Raw genomic sequence first — 18,591 nt, forward strand, 5'->3', positions numbered from 1 at the left:
CAGTGTCACCAGTTCGCCTGGTCGCATGGCTGGCTCCGCAGTTCGCACGAGCCGACCAGCATGCCAGTGGTCAAAAACACGACATCTGTAAATAGCCAGAACACGACATTAGGATATAGCTCCTACATCGAAAACGTCGATAATTTATGTTATGTAAAATCACATAACACCACCCAGGCACACCTCCTGCGCGGCGAACCCCGTGCCGCCTCACAGGAGGAACCCATGACGCCGGCCCCCAGATCCGGGCAATCCCCCGGCACCGACTCGAATCCAGCGCCGACGCGCGCGCAGCGCGTCGCCGGATGGCTCGGTCTGTGCGCGGTGCCGCTCATCTGGCTGCTGCATCTGGCACTCGGCGTCACGCTCGTTGACACGGCCTGCGCCGACGCGGTCTCACAGGCTCCGGTGCCGACATGGCACGGCACGCAGTGGATCCTCGGCATTGCCTCGGTCTGCGCGCTCGTGCTCGCGCTCGCCATTACCTACGCCGCGGGTTGCGCCTGGCGCAAGATTGCCTACGTCGCGAAGGAAAAGCACGACGCACGGCGTTTCATCGCGTGGTGCGGCGCGACCGCTTCCGTAGCCTTTACTTTCGGTCTCGCCTTTTCGATCTGCATACTGATCGCGGTACCGATCGAGCGCCTCTGCACGGCCTTCGATTAGGCACTGCGAAACGTCGTTGCATTCGTGAGGTCCTGCACCAGGCAGTTGCGGATACAACCAGGTGAACTGCCTTGTCGTCACGTTTTAGCGCCAATGAAAGCAAGTTTTACCGGGTTTTTGCGGCCGTCACGACAGGGTCGAATCGGTGTAACGCAGCAGGAGCGATTTGGCTGCTCAAGTCCCCGTATCTCGCCCAATTGAATGCCACGCTTGCGCCGTAAAGTCACCTCTGTCGGCTCGCACACAGTGAAATCGCCTGCCGATTCCAGGAGATCGGCAGTGAAATCAGTAAGTATGACGATGTATCAGGTGGCGCGCGTGGCAACGGGCGTCGTGGTGCTCGCCTGCACGGTGGGTGCAGCGCAGGCACAGGAAATCTATGCTACAGGCGGCACGCTCGGTGTGGGTCTTGGGGGCGCACTCAATCTCAGTCCGCATCTGGGTGTGCATGCGGAGGCGCAGGGCCTCGCCTTCGGCCGCAGTTTCACTGTGGACGACAACAATTACGACGGTCATCTGAGCCTCGCGCAAGGCGGTCTTTATCTGGACCTGTTCCCGTTCACATCGAGCGCGTTTCGCGTGACGAGCGGCGCGCTTTTCAACAGCGACACGCTCACGGCCACGGCCACCCCCAACGCGGACGGCAACTACAAGATCGGCAACGCCTACGTGCCGGCAGTAGGCGGCGCGCCAACCGCGAAGGCCACACTTCCGCATGTGATGCCCTACCTCGGCGTCGGCTACGGGCACAAGCAGGTCAAGTGCGGTTTCGGCTTCGCAGCCGACCTTGGCGTTGCCTACGGGCGCCCGCACCTCGCGTATAACGTGCCGGAGATCTACCAGCTATTCGTCGGTCCGGACGACATTCAGGACGAGGAGCAAAAGCTCGCCGAGAATGTCGAACGGTATCGCTGGTATCCCGTGGCGCAGGTGGCGATGACGTATCGATTCTAGGTCCATGCGCGGTCCGGAAAATCGATTCGTTATCCGATGGATCCGATCACGGGATCGTAGCGCCATCCCTCGCGGCTCCATTGCATCGTATGCGTCGGCGCTAGCGCGGCGATGAAATCGGCGTCGTGCGAAACTACGATCAGCGCGCCCGGGAAGTCCGCTAGCGCCCCTTCGATCGCGCGCACGGATTCCAGGTCGAGATGGTTGGTCGGCTCATCGAGCAGCAGTAATTGCGCTGGGGTGCCGCGCCAGAGTGCGCAGGCGAGCGCGGCTTTCAACCGCTCTCCGCCGCTCAGGTGGCGCGAAGGTTGCGTCACGCGTGCGGCATCGAGTTGCAGCAGCGCGAGCCGGCTGCGAAGTTCACCTTCTGCGAGCGGCGTGTCGAGCAAGCCGAGCTGCTCGACGATCGAGCGGTCGGGGTCGAGTTGCGCGAGCGTCTGGTCGAGGTAGGCGCAGTGGACATGCGTCACGCTGCGCCCCGCATCGGGCGCGAGTTGCCCCGCAATGAGGCGCAGCAGCGTCGACTTTCCGCATCCGTTCGGACCTGTCAGCGCCACGCGCACGGGGCCGCTGCACGACCACGTGAGCGCGGCGGCGCGATCGCCGTGCGTGAGCCACGGCAACTCGACTTCTTCGAGCGTGAACAACTGGCGGCGTGCGCTAACCGCTGCGCCTGGCAACGCCACGAGCACGGGCGCGTCGGGCTCGACGCGCGCTGCGGCCTCGGTCACGCGCTCGTCAAGCGCCTCCTTGTGCTCGCGGTGCTCGGCCCTGACCTGCCCCATCACATTGCGCGCACCGCCCTTGATCCCCTCCTTCGCCATCGACGACAAGTTGGCCGTCCTGGCATCACGCAATGCGCCGGCGGCGTGGCGCTGAATCGTGTCGTGTTCGCGCTGGAGCCTGCGCGCGGCGCGCTCGCGTTCCGTGCGCGCATGACTGAGCGCACTCCTGGCCGCTTCGTGTTCCGCATCGCGCTGCGCGCGGTAGCTGGCATAGTTGCCGCCATAGATTCGCAGGCCCTTGGGCGTGACCTCGACAATGCGCTGCATCTGCGCAAGCAGTGCACGATCATGGCTCACGACGACGAGGCCGCCGCGCCATCCGGCAAGCGTGCTGCGCAGCCACGCGCGGCCAGCGGCGTCGAGGTGATTGGTGGGTTCATCGAGCACGAGCAAGCCGGCGTCCGCTAGCAGCGCGCCGATCAAGGTCACGCGCGCCAGTTCGCCGCCACTGAGCGTTCGCGCCAATGCGTCGGACTCCAGATGATCGAGCCCGGCCGCATCGAGCGCCGTGCGCAGGCGTGCGGCGAGATCCCAGCGCTCGCCGATCACATCGAAATCACCTGCTTCGGCATTGCCATTTGCCAGCCGCGCCAGCGCTGCGAGCGGTGCATCGAGTCCCGCGACTTGCGCAACGGTCTGTGTATCGTGCGATGCATCGGCGTGTTGCTGCGCCGCGAACGCGACCCGAGCGTGCCGATCGATCGAACCGGACGTCGGCTCGATTCGCCCCGCGATCAGTTGCGCGAGCATGCTTTTGCCGACGCCGTTGCGGCCGACAATACCCGTGGGCACGCGATCGAGAACGAGGTCTAGTGCGTCGAATAGCGTGATGCCGCTATCGAACCGGTACGAAATGTGATGGAGTGCGACAAGCGTCGCGGCTGGCGTGACTCGAGCCATAAGCTTCTCCCGAATGTATGAAACCATTCGCGCGGCGTGCTTGACGCTGGCGCGAATACATTTTTGGGGGAAAGCTTAGTTGTCCACTTTGGCTGGAGTCCGGTGTGCAGGAATGGAAGGCGCATGATAGCAACGAGGGAGTGCGCGCACAAGCCATGGTCCGGCCGAATCGTTGGCCATGCGCCACGCCGCGTGCATCTGCGGCCCGCAGCGCGACGCCAGCATATCTAACGACCAGGTGGCCCTTTTAAAAGCGGTCGATCATGCCAAACTGCACGCCGCGCACAGGCGCACCCGGCCATGAAGGCGGCAGGCCGGTGACGTTCACGCCGCGCAGCGTGAAGGTGGCATCGTTGTGATTGCGCAGCCACCCTGCGCTCGCGTAAAGCAGCACGCGCTTCGAGAGGTCGTACTCGCAGGCGGCGCTGAACTGGTCGGCGTCGTTATCGGCGCTAGAGAGGTCGTGCACCCATGCGTAGCCCAGCGACGCGCGGAATCGCGAGGTAATCGCGTAGCGCGCCGAGACCGAGACTCCGTTGTTGTGAAGGCGCGGCGTGCCGCCGTCGCCGTTGAAATACGCGAGAAAACCCGTCACGGGACCTAATACATACGACATGCCTCCGAGATTCGCGCGCAGTGCGCCCGCGCCGTTTTGCTGTTGATACGCATACGAAATACGAAACGGTCCGTGCCGCCACTCGACCGTTTCGATATTGCCGGCGAGTCCGTTGCTGCCGCTGGAGGGATCGCGCAGCGAGGCCATCAGCGTGGTTGAAAAGCCGTATATATCCGGCGATAGATACGTGATTGCGTTGCTTTCGTAGGGCGTGATCTTCGAGAGATTGTTGAGGCCCGATGCGATGGTGCCCGCGCCGAACGCGTCGAGCTGCCCCTTGAATGGAATGTAGATCGGCGAATATTGCCGCCCCAGGCGCAGCGTGCCCCACTGCGTGCCGAGACCTATCCACGCCTGGCGATTGAAGATCGTGTTGGCTACGGCGAAGGTGCCGTCATTGGAGCCGAAGCCGTTTTCCAGCTCGAACAATATCTTGATGCCGTCGCCGAGGTCTTCCACGCCGCGCAGGCCGAAGCGCGAACCGCGATACGCACCCGAGTCCATGCGCGCGACCCAGCCCGCGCCCGGGTTCGTCACTTCGATGCTCGTGTCGAGCGCCCCGTACAGCGTGACCGAGCTTTGCGCGTGTGCGCTTGTCGTGTGCAAGGTGGCGAAGGTTGCCGCAGACAACACCGCCCAGGCGCGCGCCGCGCGCAATGTTCGATTCATGTAGGCAAAAGGCGTGAGGCGCACGAGCGGTGCGTCGCATGCTGCATGAGAAGCAGCAGGCGCTGGCGCAGCGCCCGCCGCCGCGTGACTAAGCGGAAAGCCGCGGCCGCCCTGTGCTGCCGGGCGGCTCGCGCGTGACTCATTGCTTCGGCAGCGCGTAGGCAATCACATAGTCGCCGAGCTTCGTCCCGAACGAGCCGTGCCCGCCCGCCGCGATCACGACGAACTGCCGGCCATTCACGGCATACGTCATCGGCGTGGCCTGGCCGCCCGCGGGTAGCCGCGCTTCCCAGAGCCGCGCGCCGTTGTTCACGTCGAAGGCGCGCAGGTAATTGTCCGCCGTCGCGCCGATGAAGATCACGCCGCCCGCCGTCACCATCGGGCCGCCCAGCATCGGCATGCCGGTGCGGAAGGCCACCGGTATCGGCGAGCTGTCACGCGTCGTGCCGATGCGCTTTTTCCAGATGATCTGGTTGGTCTTGAGGTCGACGGCCGAGATGTAGCCCCACGCCGGCTGCTTGCACGGCAGCCCGATCGGCGACATGAACGGATTGAGCGTCACGCCGTAAGGCACGCCATATTGCGGCTGGATGCCCGCCTCCGTGCCGCTGCCCTTCGCGCCCGGCTGCGGCTCCATGGGGTTGCCCGGTCCGCGCGGAATGAGCCGCGAGACGAACGGCAGCGCGATGGGGTTCGCCACGGCGATCTGCCGGTCGGTGTCGATGGCGAGGCCGCCCCACTCGAACATGCCGAGGTTGCCCGGGAAGATGAGCGAGCCTTGCAGCGAAGGCGGCGTGAACGTGCCTTCGTAGCGCAGCTTGTGGAACATCACACGGCAGATGAGCTGGTCGTACATCGTGGCGCCCCACATGTCGGCGTCGGTGAGGTCCTTCGATGGCCGGAACGTGAGTTGCGAGAACGGTTGCGTGGGCGCGACGTGGTCGCCGGGCGCCGCGCCCTGCGGCACCGGCATTTCCGGCGCGGGCACCACGAGTTCGCCCGTGCGGCGGTCGAGCACGAACAGGTTGCCTGTCTTGGCGGGCGCGTAGACCACGGGCACGGTCTTGCCGTCCTTGTCGGTGATGTCGGCGAGCGTGGGCTGTGAGGGCTGGTCCATGTCCCACAGGTCGTGGTGCACCGTCTGGTAGAACCAGGCGAGCTTGCCGGTCGAGGCGTGCAGCGCGAGCAGGCCCGTTGCGTAACGCTCGAGGTCGGGCGTGCGGTCCCCGCCCCAGATGTCGGGCGTCTTCACGCCCATCGGCAGATAAACGATGTCGAGCTTCGCATCGTAGGCAGCCGGCGCCCACGAGTTCGGCGAATTCCACACGTAGTGCTCGCCCGGGCCCGGAATCTTGTTCGGGTCCGCTGCGCCCGGATCGAACGCCCACAGCAGTTCACCCGTGCGCACGTCGAAGCCGCGGATCACGCCCGAGGGTTCGCGGTTCGAGAAGTTGTCCTCCACGGCGCCCGCGACGACGATCACCTTGCTCGTGACGATGGGCGGCGAAGTGGGCTCGTACATGCCAGGCGTCGTGACCGGCATGGCGTGCTGCAGGTCGAGGTCGCCGTTCTTGCCGAAGCCCGCGCAGCGCTCGCCCGTGATCGCGTCGAGCGCGTAGAGGTGGCCATCGTTCACGGGCAGCAGGATGCGCTTCATGCACGTCCCTTTGGCAGCAACAGGTGTTGCAGCGGCCGGAGCATCGCTTGCAGGCGCGGCGGCTTCAGTAGCCGATGCGGGATCGCTGGCTGGCGCCGCCGCCTCGGTTCCCGAAGCCGCGGCGGCATCCGACGCGGCCACAGGCGTCGTCGCCGTCGCGCCCAGCGCCGCCGCCGCGGCGTTCACTGACGCCGCCGAAAGATCGATGAACGACACGCCCCGGCAGGTCACGTGCTGGAACGAGGGATCAGCCTGAAGCTTCGGATCGAACTTCCATTTGAGCTCGCCCGTTTGCGCGTCGAGCGCGAACAGGATCTGGTGCGGCGAGCACAGGTAGAGCAGATTGCCGATCTTGATCGGCGTGACTTCGTTGGTGATTTCGACCGGATCGTTGGGGCCCTTCGTGTCGCCCGTGCGGAAGGTCCAGGCTACCTCGAGATTGTGCACGTTGTCGGGCGTGATCTGCTGCAGCGGCGAATAGCGCGTGCCTTGCTGGTCGCGTCCATACGCGGGCCATTCGGATGGCTCGATGCCGTCGACGTTCGGCGCGGGCGTGGCCCTCACCGCCGCGAGCGAGCCGTTGATCTGCTGCGGGTCGTTGAAGTGCGCATAGACGAGCACGGCGCCCCACACGAGCAGCCCGACCACGAGCGAGAGCACGCCGAACTGGCGCGGACGCTCCAGGTGCCAGCTCATGAGCACGAGCAGCCAGATGCCGAACACCACCAGCACGCCCGAGCGCGGCACGAGCGCCCAGAAGTCGGGCCCCGACTCCCAGAGCCCCCATATCGCCGTGCCGATCAGCACGATCGCATAGAGCACGAACGCCGACGGGCTCGCGCGCCACAGCAGCCACGCGAAGACGAGCAGCAGCACGCCCGTCACGACGTAATACGGCGAGCCGCCGAGCGACATGAGCCACGCTCCGCCAGTCAGCAGATACACCGCCGTGAGCAAGGTGAACAGCACGGAGATGACGCCGATGAAGCCCAGCGGTTTCGATAGTCTGGCCATGATCTGAACCTTCCTCGAAGAATGCCGTCAGCGATGGCGAAAAAAGCGTGGCGTCAGAACACGTGCATCATCCCGACGTAGGCGCCCGTTTGCGATTGGCCAGCCATGGGGCTGGTCGGCGTGCTCGAGTCGCGCGGCGTGGCGAACACGGAGAACGTGCCGTTCTTGCTGTTGTCCACGTAGGCCACCGTGCCATACAGGAACGTGCGCGCGCTCAGGTTATACGTGGTGCCGAGCGCGTAGAGCATGGCGTGGCTCGCGGGGTCGTGCGAGGCGTCGCCGCCACCCTCGCCTACATGAATGTAGAAACCCGCGGCGGTCACGGCCCACTTCGGCGTGGCCTGGTAAGTCGCGCCCAGCCAGTAGTGGTCGGCGGTATCGGAAATGCCGGGCGGCGAATCGGGTGCGGAGTAATGCGTGTACGCGGCCTGGATCTTGAACTTCTGCACGCGCAGGTTGCCGCCCACGAAGTATTCGCGCGAGGCCGTGAAGATGTTGGAGAAGCGCCCGCTCGTATCGCGCAGTTCGTCGTAGATGCCGCGCAGGTCGAACAGCGTCGAGTGGTACGAGAGCATGATGCCGTCCGAGCGGCCGAACTCGCCTTCGGCGCCGGCGTTGAAGTTGCCGGGCTGGTTGCCGAACGAATACTGGCCCTGCACGTCGAGGCCCTTCCACACCGGGCTGTGATATTCGATGTTGTTGCTCGTTTGCTGCCAGTTGCGCCCGCGCACGAGCGAGGCCGACGACACCGCCTGCTGCACGAACGGATCGAATGCCCACACGCCGTCGCTGTCGATGAAGAGATTACGGCCAGCTTGCAATTGGCCCCACGTGTCGTTCTTCAAACCCACATACGCGCGGCGCGACCAGAGACGGCCGCCGCCCGTAGTGCCGTTCATGATCTGCACGGCGGTTTCGAGGTTGAAGATCGCGGCGCTGCCACCGCCCAGGTCTTCGGTGCCCTTCAGGCCGAACATGCTGGTGCCCCAGTCGCCGCCTTCGGCGCTCCAGCGGCTCGAACTGCCACCGTTGCCGTTCGCGATGTGATTGAGGTATTCGATACCGCCATCCACGCGGCCGTACATCGTGACACTCGATTGTGCGCACGCGGCCGAACTGGCGGCGAGCAGCACCACTGCGCCCAGAGTCGTTTTCACGTTGGCTCCCTCGTGGAGTCTTCTTTCTTGGTCCGGTCCATGCCGGGGCGGATAACGTGGTTTAACGTGCGGACAAGCCTGCGCGCCCGGTCCGATGGCGGACACATCGCGCACTAAAAAAGCATAGCGCGTGGTGAAGAATTCCGCATTTTGGCTGGACGGCAGACGACGCACAGTTGCATGCGCGCGACGGCGCGGGTGGCGCCAAGCATATTGCGTGCCGCGCCGCACCATGCGCAGCGTAGGGTGCGGCGAGCGCTCGGCCCGCCATCAGTGCGATGAATCGCGCGCCTGCCAGCGCAGGGCCTCCTCGAGAAACGCTCCGACCTGCGCGGGTGCGGTGGCCGCGTGGCGCACGGTGCACCACACGCGCAATTCCGGCAAGTCGGGAAAGAGCGGTAACTCCACCAGCTCGGTGCGCGTGCGCAGGACCGGCCGCGCAACGAGCATGAGCGCGTCCATCTTCACCGCGAGCGCCACGCCCGGCACCGAAGCCGTGCACATGAGCGTGCGCGCCGGCGCGGCGAGCCCCGTTTCGACGAACACGCGATTCACGAAGCGCTGCTGCGCGCCGTTCGGATCGGTGAAGATCCACAGCGCGTCCTGCAGATCGCCGAGCGCGCGCGCCTGCGCGTAGCGCCCGTCGCGCGCCGCGACGAGCGCGAACGATGTTTCGAATACGAGTTGCGAGCGGCTGTCCGGCTGCGTATCGGCGAATGACGGTTGCGTGTGCAGCGCGACGTCGAGCGTGCCGTCGTCGAGGCGATGCATCATCTGCTCGCGCTGGTATTCGTACAGTTCCACGCGCACTGCGGGATGCTGCTGCATGAAGCGCGCCACGAGGTCCGGGGCCATCAGCACGGATACTGCCGGCGTGAGGCCGATGCGCAGATGCCCCGCGTGTTGTCCGCGCAAGGCGCCGAGCTCTTCGTGGGCGCGCGTCATCTCGGCGATCACGGCCTGCGCGCGCGGCAGGAACGCGCGCCCGCCCGCCGAAAGCGACATGCCGTGCGGCGTGCGCTCGAAGAGCTGCACTTCGAACTCGCCTTCCAGTTCGCGAATCGACTTGGAGATGGCCGCCGTGGTGCGATTGAGCGAGGTGGCCGCGCGCGTGAGGCTGCCGCCCGCCGCGAGCGCGAGAAAGGCGTGGATCTGATGGTGCTTCATGGGTGCTTGTCGTGAGGGCCGAGGGAGCGCGTGATTGCGGGCCACAGTCTGCCATAACTGCGTCTCGCGCCTGCCGCGCACACGAGCGCTCAGCGAATCAGCACCGGCGCCGCGTCTGCATCGACAGGCCACAGCGGCCGGCGCACATTCTTCCAGGCGACCTTCGAATAATCGCGCTGCAACGGTCCGCCGCCATCCACGTAAAGCACCTGGCTCGCTATGGGCGCGAAATGCGCGTGAAAATGATTGACGGACTTCACGAAGACCATGCGCTTCTCGCGCGGGTCGATACCCACCTGTTCGAACGCTTCGAGGCTGAACGCCTGGGCACGCTGGGTCGAGAGCACGATTTCCACGCCGCCTATGCGCACCGCCGCCGCGTCGCCGCACTCCACGCGGCTCGTGCCGAAGCGCTGCCACGCGCCGCGTTTGAGGCCGATGACTTCGGCCCCGCCGTCCACGGGCTGCCCGGAAGTGCGCGCGACCTTGCCGCCGATGCGCAGCGGCAGCACCGCATGAAGCCCTGCGCCGAAGCACAATTGCACCGCGCCCGGGTCCCAGATCGGCCCGGTCGCGACGTTCGTCACGCCGCGTTCGATCAGGCGTGCTAGCACTTCGGTGTTGTCGGCGGGCGCGCCGCCGCCGGAATTGTCGGTGGGGTCGGCAATGACGACCGGGCCGGATTTGCCGCTCGCAGCACTGGCAAGCCCCGCGTCGATAGCGGCGTCGATGGCAAGCAGCGGCGAAGCCGTCTGCCCACGCAACGCGACTAGCGCCTCGCCCAGTTCGCGTGCAACGGTCTCGCCACGCGCTTTGTCATGCGCATAGACGAGCACGCGCGTGCTCAGGTCCGGCGAGTCGCCATAAATGAAGCCATGCACGATCGAGATCGATACGATGCCCGCGGCGGGATCGGCTTCGATCGCCTTCGCGCGGTCGACGAGCGCACGCATGCCGGGCGCCGTGGTCGGATACGAATCGAGCTGGCGGCAGTCGTAGAGCGAGGCCGTGGGACGCGGCGCGCCGCGCACCATGTTCGTCACGAGATCGATGAGGCGTTCGGCCTGCTCGACCATGTCCGTGTGGGGATACTCCTTGTACAGCACGATCACGTCGCTGTTGTCGAGACGCAGGTCGTTGACGACGCAGTGCGGATCAAACTCCACGCCGATCACGCAGTCCCGCCCGACGATTTCGCGCACGCGCGCGATCAGGTCGCCTTCGGGATCGGGATAGCCGAACGCAATCATGCCGCCGTGCAGGCCGAGAAGCACAGCGTCCACGGGTAGCGCTGCGCGCAGCTCGTCGAGAATGCGCTCGCGCAGCGTCACATAGGCTTCGCGGCTCGTGAGGCCCGCCGGCGTCGCACGAAAGCAGCTCCCCTCCACGAGCTCGAACTCGCCCTTCGCTGCGCGACGCTTCGCACTCCACATGAGCTCAGCTCCCACAATCGGTGCCTCGCCCATAGGGCACTTGCCGGGCGGAAGATGCCCGCGCATGAACATTTCGAGGCTCGTGGGCAGGTTGACGAACGCATTGGTCTCAGTGAGCAGACCGGCGACAAAGCATTTCATGGCAAGACTCGCGAATGAGGATGGAACGTAGACAAACGGCGATGCATTCAGGCGGTGCTGCGAGCGCGAAAGTCGCAGCCCAGCGCAACGACGAAGGCGAGCAGCGCGCCGCCCGAGAGAAACGCGAACGCGGCAAGCCAGCCCGAGCCCTGTGCGCCGCCCACGAGGCGGCCGACCACGACGGGCGAAATCGCGCCCGCGAGCTGGCCCGCGAAATTGATGAGGCCCGTCGTTCGCCCAGCCGTGCTGGCCGGAAAGCATTTGAGCGGAATGGCGAATACGCTGGCATAGACGAGATCGAAGGCGAGCATGCACAGCGTCCAGCAGGCAATCAGCGCGGGCAGCGAGGCGACGAACGGCATGAGCGCCGCGAATCCGGCGCTGGCGAGCGCGCCGCCGGCGAGCATCCAGCGCAGCCGCGTGAGCGGCGAGCGGTCGATGAAATGCCCCGCGAAATTGGTGCCGATGAAGCTGGCGAACAACGGCACGGCCGAGATCAGCCCGATATGCACGATGTCGATGCCGCGCGTGCGCATGATCCAGGTGGGCAGCCACGCCTGCAGCCCGAGCGCAAGCACGCAGGCGCCGAACCAGGTGAGCGCCACGCGCCAGACGAGCGGCGTGCGAACGAGATCGCGCCACCGCACGCGAGGCTCGGGCGCTGCCGCCTGATTTTGCGCTGTCGTACGCCGCCCCGGCACCACGAGCATCACGACGGCCACACACGCGCCGAGCACGCCGAGCAGCACGAAAGTCTGCCGCCAGCCGAAGCGTGAAATCGTCCAGCCGACCGCCGCCGCGCCCACCGCTCCGCCGAGAAATACGGTGCTGCACAAGAGCGCCTGCATGCGGGCGCGCACGCGCAGCGGGAACGTCTGCACGATCGCGCTGGAACTGGCGGGCGCGAAGCTGCCCTCGCCTACGCCAAACAACAGCCGGAACGCGAGCAGCGAGCCGAGCGACCACGCCGCGCCCGTCAACGCGGTGAAAAGCGACCAGAGCGCGAGGCATCCCACCAGCACGCGGCGCGCGCCGAGGCGGTCGGCAAGCCAGCCGCCGCCCAGTTGCATGAGCGCATAGGTCGCGTAGAACGCGCCGAGCACGTAACCCTTCGCAGCGTCATTCAGTCCAAGCTCGTGCGAGATGGGGATGATCGCCGTGCCGATCACGATGCGGTCGGTATAGGCCACTGCCCACGCGGCGAACAGCGCGCCGAGCACCACGAGCTGGCGGCGGCGCGAAACCGTATGCGGGGAAGCGGACGAAGGCGCTGCCGGGTCGGCAGGCAAAGACGGCGAAGCGGATGGTGTCATGGGCGGGTCCCATGCCAGTGGCGCCCCGCGTGCGGCGTCACCGGCTCTGGCGTAATCGTTGGAAGTCCGGTTTGGAAAGCCAACGATAGCCGCGCAGAAAACCGCCGAGTAGCGACTTCAGTTGCGGGGGCTTAACCGCGAGTTGATGCTCGGGTCCGTCGCGCCATCAACACCTTGTCGATGCAGTCTACGAAGTATTCGGCGGCACGCGTGAGCTGCGCCTCGGGCGGCGAGAACAGGTAGAGCCGCAGCGGCGGCGGTCGGTCGGGCAGCGCCAGCTCGACGAACGAGCGGCCCAGTTCCGTCTCCTGGAGCGAATGGCGCGTCCATGTGAACACGGCGTCGGAGAGCAGCGTGAGGCCGTAGAAAAGCGCGTACGACGTGCAACGCGTGACGCGCCGCGGCGGCTCCAGCCCAGCGCGCTCGAACATCGCGCGCAACATGTTCGGGTAGTGGTCGGTAACGTCGGTGTGGATCCACTCGGCTTCCTGCAATTCGGCCAGCGTGGCCGCGCCCGCGAACACGCCGTTCGTGCGCGTGATGAACACCGAGTCGTATTCGAACAGTTCCTTCACCGTGCCGATGTCGTCGCCGGGATTGACCGGAAAGGCCCCGAACGCGAGGTCGAGCGTGCGGTTGCGTAGTTGCTCGCGCAACTGGTTGATGCCCAGCTCGCGGAACTCGATCGTCACGAGCGGCCAGTGGCGGCGGAACTCGACGAACGCCTCGGCAAGGCCTCCCGTGCCCGCAATGGGCGTGACGCCGATCACGAGCTTGCCGTCGCGCCGCCCCTTGAGGTGCGCGAGGTCCTCCTCGGCGCGCTCGAGCTCGCGCACCACAGTGCGGGCGCGCTGGAGGAGCGCCGCGCCCTCGGCGGTCGGCACGACGCCCCACGGGTTGCGCTCGAGCAGCCGCACGCCGCATTCGTCCTCCAGTTCGCGCAGAGCTTTCGTAATGGCCGGCTGCGTGACGTGCAGCCGCCGCGCCGCGCCGTTGAGGGTGCCGGTCGCCGCGATTTCGACGAGCGCCCGAAGCTGGTGGATTTTCATGATGCGGTGGATATTACCACTGGTTATCGACATGCCGATTTTTGCTTTTTTATTTCGACCGATCGTCCTTAGTCTCTGTTCTCGAAGGCCGCCGCATACCGGGCGGCCACTTCGGGGACTCTTCACATGACGCAGGACACCAGCACGGCGCTGCTCGCGGCGCTTCGCGAGCACGAGCAGCAATTCATCACGATTCGCCACGACATTCACGCCCATCCCGAACTGGGTTTCGAGGAATCGCGCACGTCGCACGTCGTCGCGGAAAAGCTCGCGCAATGGGGCTACGAGGTCACGACGGGCATTGGCGGCACGGGCGTCGTGGGACGCCTGAAGCGCGGCAGCGGCACGCGCGCGATCGGCCTGCGCGCCGATATGGACGCCCTGCCCATTCAGGAGACCACGGGGCTGCCCTACGCGAGCACCGTCGCCCAGACCATGCACGCGTGCGGCCACGACGGCCACACGGCCACGCTGCTCGCGGCGGCCCACCATCTCGCTACGCAAGGCGACTTCGACGGCACGCTCAACGTGATCTTCCAGCCCGCCGAGGAAGGCCTGGGCGGCGCGTCGCGCATGATCGCCGAGGGGCTGTTCGAGCGCTTTCCATGCGACCAGGTGTTCGCGCTGCATAACGCGCCGGGCCTCCCGGTGGGCCATTTCGCGGTGCGCCACGGCTGCATGCTGGCTTCGTCCGATACGGTGACGATTACGGTGACCGGGCGCGGCGCGCACGGCGCGATGCCGCAGCAAGGGTGCGATCCGATCGTTGCGGCCGCAAGCATCGTGATGGCGCTGCAGACCATCGTCTCGCGCAACGTGGAGCCCACGCGCGCCGCCGTGGTGACGGTGGGCGCGATCAACTCGGGCAAGGCCGGCAACGTGATTCCCGAAACCGCCACGCTGCAGCTCTCCGTGCGCGCGCTCGACAGCGAAACGCGCAACACGCTCGAAACGCGCATTCGCGCCATTGCGGAGCACCAGGCGCAGTCCTTTGGCGCGACGGCCAGCGTGGACTACCGCGCGATCTCGCGGCCGCTCGTGAACGAGCGCAACGCCACCGACCACGCGATCGACGCCATCGAGGCGATCGTCGGCAAGAGCGGCCTCACGATGATGCCCGACGCCGTCATGGGCAGCGAAGACTTCTCGTGGATGACCGAGAAGCTGTCCGGTTGCTATGTACTGCTTGGCAATGGCGTGGGCAGCGTGGGTGGTTGCAGCGTCCACAACCCCGGCTACGACTTCAACGACGCCGCGCTCGTCTGGGGAGCCGCATGGTTCGTCACCCTCACCGAACGCTATCTGCGCAACGTTTGATCGAGGCGTTTTCCGGCGGCTACGCGCACCCGCTTCTCGCCCGCGCGCACCGCCCCTCCCCGCAGTTTCTGACCAACCTAAAGAGCCTATAAATGTCAGCAAGCAGCATCACGCCTTATCCGCGCCGGGGTGCCGGTCTTTCGCGCATGGCCCGCGCAGCGCGCCTCGCCGCCTGCGCCGCCGCACTCGGGGGCGCTTCGCACGCGGCGCTCGCGCAGGCTTCGAACCTGTTCCTCGAAGACTATTTCCAGGGCGTGCCTTACGCAGTGAGCGGCGCCTACTCGCCGGGCATCTACCTCTATGGCGTGGTGGACCAGTCGGTGGGCTTCACCAAGGGTGCGCAAACGTCATGGGTGCAACAGAGCGGCGGCGAATGGACCTCGAAGTTCGGCCTCTACGGCGTGGAAGACCTGGGCGGCGGCTACCGGGCACGCTTTGCCCTCGAAAGCGGCTTCAACGCGGCGAACGGCCAGCTCGGCAGCACGAACACGCTGTTCAACCGCGAAGCCTGGGTCGCCCTCGGCTCGTCGAAGACCGGCGAGCTCAAGCTCGGCCTGCAGGACGACGTGGGCGTGCCGCTCTTCATCGACGTGTTCGGCCAGGTGGGCACCGTCTCGACGGTGGCCTACCTCACGGCATGGGTCTACGATCTCGGCCCCGGCGCAAGCTATCAGGCAAGCCGTCTTTCGAATGCGATCAGCTATTCCTCGCCGTGGTTCGGGCCGCTCAACGCGCAGGTCGCACTCGCGCTGCACGACCCCAGCTCGAACTCGCCGACGATCACGACAAAGTCCTTCGTGCTCAATTACTTCGACGGTCACCTGTTCGGCGCGTTGAGCTACGTCGGCAACTACGGCCTCAACGCGCTCACGACGTCGCAATACGTGCGCACCGATAACTTCGCCGCGGGCGTGCTCTACGACGCCGGGCACTACGTGGTCTCGGCGGGCTACAGCTTCCTCGCGCCGCGTCTCGCCGGCGACCGCGTGGCCTCGCTCTATACGCTCGGCGGGCTCTATCGCTATCAGCAGCGCAACGACTTCCGCATGGAACTGGCGTATCGCACGGTTGCCGGAGTTAGCTCGAATTCGTACGGCATTACGCTCGGCTACGACTACAACCTCTCGAAACGCACTGCGCTCTATGTGCGCGGCGCGCTCATCCACAACACGGGTGAGACGCCGACCTACGGCCGCTATCCGTCGCAGCAGCCTACCGTCGACAACATCAACAACAGCTATACGGGCGCGGACGGCACCACGCAGATGTATCAGTCGCCGCACCTCGTGCTCGTGGGCATGTATCACAAGTTCTAAGGGCCGCAGGCTTCACACAGAGAGGAGAAAACACATGAAGAACCGAACCATGCTGCGCTGTGCCGCCGCCGTCTGTTTCGCCACCGCGAGCGTGAGCAGTTGGGCGCAAGGCGGCAGCGAAGCCAGCGCGGCGCAAATCACGTCTGCGACGCCCGCCACGGCCGCTTCGGCGCCCACGGACCGCGCGCTCGCCGAGAATGTGCGCAGCGCATTGCGCGCCGCACGTAAGCAAGGGCTCAAGTCGACGTTCATCCGTGTGCGCGCCCATAACGGCGCGATCACGCTCTCGGGCGTGGTGGCGAGCGAAAACCAGATCGCGCTCGCGACCTCGGTCGCGCAAGGCGTGAGCGGCGTGCATTCGGTGACGAGCAAGATCGAAGTGCGCTCGAATGCCGGCATCAAGGGCAGCCAGTAAGCGCACCCGCTAGCTCCCGAATCGCGCGCGGCGTGCGTGTTGCGCCGCGCGTCAGCACCACGACGTTGCCACCGCAGCGCCTCATCATCGGAACAAGGCTTCATCATGAAACTCGCACAGGAACACGCTACGCTCGCCGCGCAAGCTGGCCCTGCTACACCGGCGGACAAAACAGCGCGCACCAGCCGCACGATGGTGCTCGCCGCCGCGCTCGGCAATGGACTCGAGTTCTTCGACTTTACCGTCTACAGCTTCTTTTCGGCGATCATCGGGCGGCTGTTCTTTCCCGCGCATGACGCGTTCAGCTCGCTCATGATGTCGCTCGCCACGTTCGGCGTGGGCTTCGTCGTGCGGCCGCTCGGCGGCGTGGTCATCGGCGCGTATGCCGACCGCGCGGGGCGCAAGCCCGCGCTCGTCCTCACCGTGCTGATGATGGCGCTCGGCACCGGGCTCATCGGCCTTGCGCCCACGTACGCGCGGATCGGCCTCGCCGCGCCCGCGCTGATCGTGCTGGGGCGCTTGCTGCAGGGGTTCTCGGCTGGCGGCGAAGTAGGCGCGGCCACGACGCTGCTCATGGAAGCGGGCCGCGAAGGCCGGCGCGGCGTGCTCGTGAGCTGGCAGATGGCGAGCCAGGGCGGCGCGGCGCTGGCGGGCGCGGCGATCGCGGTGCTGCTATCGAAAGCGCTTGCACATGAACAGCTCGAAAGCTGGGGCTGGCGCGTGCCGTTTCTCATCGGTCTAGCGATCGGGCCGCTTGGTTTCTTTCTGCGCACGCGGCTTGAAGATACACTGCCGCAGGCCCATGACGCTGCCCCATCGGCACAGCAAGCCGCTTCGGCCACGCGCCGGAAGTTGCCACTGCGCCAGATCGTAGCGGGCACGATGCTCGTGATCGGCGGCACGGCGACGATGTACACCATCGTGTTTTTCCTGCCCGCGTTTCTCTCGCTCTCGCTCGGCATGCCGCAGGCTGCTGCCGCGGCGAGCGGCGTGGCGGCGGGCGTCGTGCTGCTGGTGGGCTCGCCGTTTGCGGGGCGGCTCGCGGACTGCGTGAGCCATCGCAAGCGGCTGCTCGCGGGCGCGAGCGTGGTGTCGCTCGCGCTCGTGTTCCCGGCGTTTCGCGCCATCGCCCTGTGGCCCACGCCCATGACGGTGCTCGTGGTGGTGGTCGTGCTGATCGGTCTGATGACGCTCACGACTCCCACAGGATTCCTGATGATTCTCGAAGCGCTGCGGCCCGAAGTGCGCGCGACCTCGCTCGGCATCATCTACGCGGTGGGCGTGACGCTCTTCGGCGGCTTCGCGCAGCTTGTAGTGGGCTTCCTGTGGCGAGCCACGGGCAGTTTCTATGCGCCGGCGTGGTATGTAGCTGCGTGCGGGATCGTGAGTCTCGCGGGCGTCGCGCTGTTTCGCGAGAAGGGATGACGCTCACGCGCTAGAATCAGCGCTTTCCCACGGACGTTTCGCCATGACCACTGCGCTGCTCGTCATCGATTTTCAGAAGGAACTCGTCGACACCGAACCGCTGCCCGGCGACATCGCCGTGGTCAGCGCCAACATCAACACCCTGATGCAGCGCGCAAGGCAAGCGGGTGCGCCGGTCGTGCTGATCCAGCATGACGACGATACGGCGCTCGTTCGCGGGTCCGAACCATGGGCGCTGTCGGCCGCGCTTGTGACGGACCCGAGCGACCATCTCATCGGCAAACGCACACCGGATTCGTTTCTCGGCACCGGTCTGGGCGCGCTCCTCGCCGCGCATGCGGTGAAGCACGTGGTGATCTGCGGCTATGCGAGCGAATTCTGCGTGGACACGACGACGCGGCGGGCCGCCGCGAACGGCCTCACGGTCACGCTCGCCGCCGACGCCCACACCACACACGACAAGTCGCACGCGAACGCGGCGTTGATTCGCGCGCACCACAACGCGACGCTTTCGAATATCCGCAGCTTCGGCCCGAAGATCAGCGCGGTGCGCAGCGTGGAAATCGCGTTCGATAGCGCGGCGTAAGGCCGCTGACG

At 66.1% G+C, this 18,591-nt stretch carries 15 protein-coding genes; 7 read left to right on the forward strand and 8 right to left on the reverse strand.

Annotation, left to right across the window (positions count from 1 at the left end; translation table 11 throughout):
• Both VSR72_RS31810 and VSR72_RS31815 read left to right on the forward strand, forming a co-directional pair.
• A partial coding sequence (locus VSR72_RS31810) for a hypothetical protein (RefSeq protein ID WP_342956230.1) occupies window positions 1-666 on the forward strand: 666 nt, incomplete at its 5' end.
• 279 nt (window positions 667-945) lie between these two features.
• Window positions 946-1,620, forward strand: a complete 675-nt coding sequence (locus tag VSR72_RS31815) for a hypothetical protein (protein ID WP_342956231.1) — start codon at window positions 946-948, stop codon at window positions 1,618-1,620.
• 29 nt (window positions 1,621-1,649) lie between these two features.
• Here VSR72_RS31815 and VSR72_RS31820 read toward each other — a convergent pair whose 3' ends face one another.
• The 8 genes from VSR72_RS31820 to VSR72_RS31855 all read right to left on the reverse strand — a co-directional run bounded on the left by VSR72_RS31820 (window position 1,650) and on the right by VSR72_RS31855 (window position 13,554).
• Entirely contained in the window at window positions 1,650-3,305 is a 1,656-nt protein-coding gene (locus VSR72_RS31820; protein ID WP_342956232.1) for an ABC-F family ATP-binding cassette domain-containing protein, read from the reverse strand.
• A gap of 247 nt (window positions 3,306-3,552) precedes the next feature.
• A complete protein-coding gene (locus VSR72_RS31825; RefSeq protein WP_342956233.1) occupies window positions 3,553-4,590 on the reverse strand; it encodes a porin in 1,038 nt (345 codons plus the stop codon).
• 139 nt (window positions 4,591-4,729) lie between these two features.
• Window positions 4,730-7,261: a glucose/quinate/shikimate family membrane-bound PQQ-dependent dehydrogenase gene (locus tag VSR72_RS31830; protein ID WP_342956234.1), complete on the reverse strand. Its 2,532-nt coding sequence runs from the start codon at window positions 7,259-7,261 to the stop codon at window positions 4,730-4,732.
• A gap of 53 nt (window positions 7,262-7,314) precedes the next feature.
• A complete protein-coding gene (locus VSR72_RS31835) occupies window positions 7,315-8,418 on the reverse strand; it encodes a porin (protein WP_342956235.1) in 1,104 nt (367 codons plus the stop codon).
• 270 nt (window positions 8,419-8,688) lie between these two features.
• The gene (locus VSR72_RS31840) at window positions 8,689-9,585 is read right to left on the reverse strand and encodes a LysR substrate-binding domain-containing protein (RefSeq protein ID WP_342956236.1); all 897 of its coding nucleotides are present in this window, start codon (window positions 9,583-9,585) and stop codon (window positions 8,689-8,691) included.
• An 89-nt stretch (window positions 9,586-9,674) separates the two neighbouring features.
• Complete coding sequence (locus VSR72_RS31845; protein WP_342956237.1) at window positions 9,675-11,159, reverse strand: M81 family metallopeptidase; 1,485 nt, start codon at window positions 11,157-11,159, stop codon at window positions 9,675-9,677.
• A gap of 47 nt (window positions 11,160-11,206) precedes the next feature.
• The gene (locus tag VSR72_RS31850; protein WP_342956238.1) at window positions 11,207-12,472 is read right to left on the reverse strand and encodes an MFS transporter; all 1,266 of its coding nucleotides are present in this window, start codon (window positions 12,470-12,472) and stop codon (window positions 11,207-11,209) included.
• A 131-nt stretch (window positions 12,473-12,603) separates the two neighbouring features.
• A complete protein-coding gene (locus tag VSR72_RS31855) occupies window positions 12,604-13,554 on the reverse strand; it encodes a LysR family transcriptional regulator (RefSeq protein ID WP_342956239.1) in 951 nt (316 codons plus the stop codon).
• 93 nt (window positions 13,555-13,647) lie between these two features.
• Here VSR72_RS31855 and VSR72_RS31860 point away from each other — a divergent pair, with 93 nt between their 5' ends.
• From VSR72_RS31860 to VSR72_RS31880, 5 genes are all read left to right on the forward strand, one after another.
• Window positions 13,648-14,838, forward strand: coding sequence for a M20 aminoacylase family protein (locus VSR72_RS31860; RefSeq protein WP_342956240.1), 1,191 nt, complete (start codon window positions 13,648-13,650; stop codon window positions 14,836-14,838).
• A 92-nt stretch (window positions 14,839-14,930) separates the two neighbouring features.
• Window positions 14,931-16,154 carry a porin gene (locus tag VSR72_RS31865; RefSeq protein WP_342956241.1) on the forward strand — a complete coding sequence of 408 codons (1,224 nt, stop codon included), beginning with the start codon at window positions 14,931-14,933 and terminating at the stop codon, window positions 16,152-16,154.
• A 34-nt stretch (window positions 16,155-16,188) separates the two neighbouring features.
• Entirely contained in the window at window positions 16,189-16,569 is a 381-nt protein-coding gene (locus VSR72_RS31870; RefSeq protein ID WP_342956242.1) for a BON domain-containing protein, read from the forward strand.
• A 105-nt stretch (window positions 16,570-16,674) separates the two neighbouring features.
• A complete protein-coding gene (locus VSR72_RS31875; protein WP_342956243.1) occupies window positions 16,675-17,994 on the forward strand; it encodes an MFS transporter in 1,320 nt (439 codons plus the stop codon).
• 43 nt (window positions 17,995-18,037) lie between these two features.
• Window positions 18,038-18,580 carry a cysteine hydrolase family protein gene (locus tag VSR72_RS31880; protein WP_342956244.1) on the forward strand — a complete coding sequence of 181 codons (543 nt, stop codon included), beginning with the start codon at window positions 18,038-18,040 and terminating at the stop codon, window positions 18,578-18,580.
• Window positions 18,581-18,591: the final 11 nt, after the last annotated feature.

Origin of the sequence: Paraburkholderia sp. JHI869 (genome assembly GCF_038900775.1) — a bacterium.
Classification (GTDB): domain Bacteria; phylum Pseudomonadota; class Gammaproteobacteria; order Burkholderiales; family Burkholderiaceae; genus Paraburkholderia.

What these genes read in the sequence shown, in the direction of transcription:
- VSR72_RS31820 (WP_342956232.1), bottom strand. Translation starts at nt 3,305, where the DNA reads ATGGCTCGAGTCACGCCAGCCGCGACGCTTGTCGCACTCCATCACATT.
- VSR72_RS31825 (WP_342956233.1), bottom strand. Translation starts at nt 4,590, where the DNA reads ATGAATCGAACATTGCGCGCGGCGCGCGCCTGGGCGGTGTTGTCTGCG.
- VSR72_RS31830 (WP_342956234.1), bottom strand. Translation starts at nt 7,261, where the DNA reads ATGGCCAGACTATCGAAACCGCTGGGCTTCATCGGCGTCATCTCCGTG.
- VSR72_RS31840 (WP_342956236.1), bottom strand. Translation starts at nt 9,585, where the DNA reads ATGAAGCACCATCAGATCCACGCCTTTCTCGCGCTCGCGGCGGGCGGC.
- VSR72_RS31845 (WP_342956237.1), bottom strand. Translation starts at nt 11,159, where the DNA reads ATGAAATGCTTTGTCGCCGGTCTGCTCACTGAGACCAATGCGTTCGTC.
- VSR72_RS31850 (WP_342956238.1), bottom strand. Translation starts at nt 12,472, where the DNA reads ATGACACCATCCGCTTCGCCGTCTTTGCCTGCCGACCCGGCAGCGCCT.
- VSR72_RS31855 (WP_342956239.1), bottom strand. Translation starts at nt 13,554, where the DNA reads ATGTCGATAACCAGTGGTAATATCCACCGCATCATGAAAATCCACCAG.
- VSR72_RS31860 (WP_342956240.1), top strand. Translation starts at nt 13,648, where the DNA reads ATGACGCAGGACACCAGCACGGCGCTGCTCGCGGCGCTTCGCGAGCAC.
- VSR72_RS31865 (WP_342956241.1), top strand. Translation starts at nt 14,931, where the DNA reads ATGTCAGCAAGCAGCATCACGCCTTATCCGCGCCGGGGTGCCGGTCTT.
- VSR72_RS31870 (WP_342956242.1), top strand. Translation starts at nt 16,189, where the DNA reads ATGAAGAACCGAACCATGCTGCGCTGTGCCGCCGCCGTCTGTTTCGCC.
- VSR72_RS31875 (WP_342956243.1), top strand. Translation starts at nt 16,675, where the DNA reads ATGAAACTCGCACAGGAACACGCTACGCTCGCCGCGCAAGCTGGCCCT.
- VSR72_RS31880 (WP_342956244.1), top strand. Translation starts at nt 18,038, where the DNA reads ATGACCACTGCGCTGCTCGTCATCGATTTTCAGAAGGAACTCGTCGAC.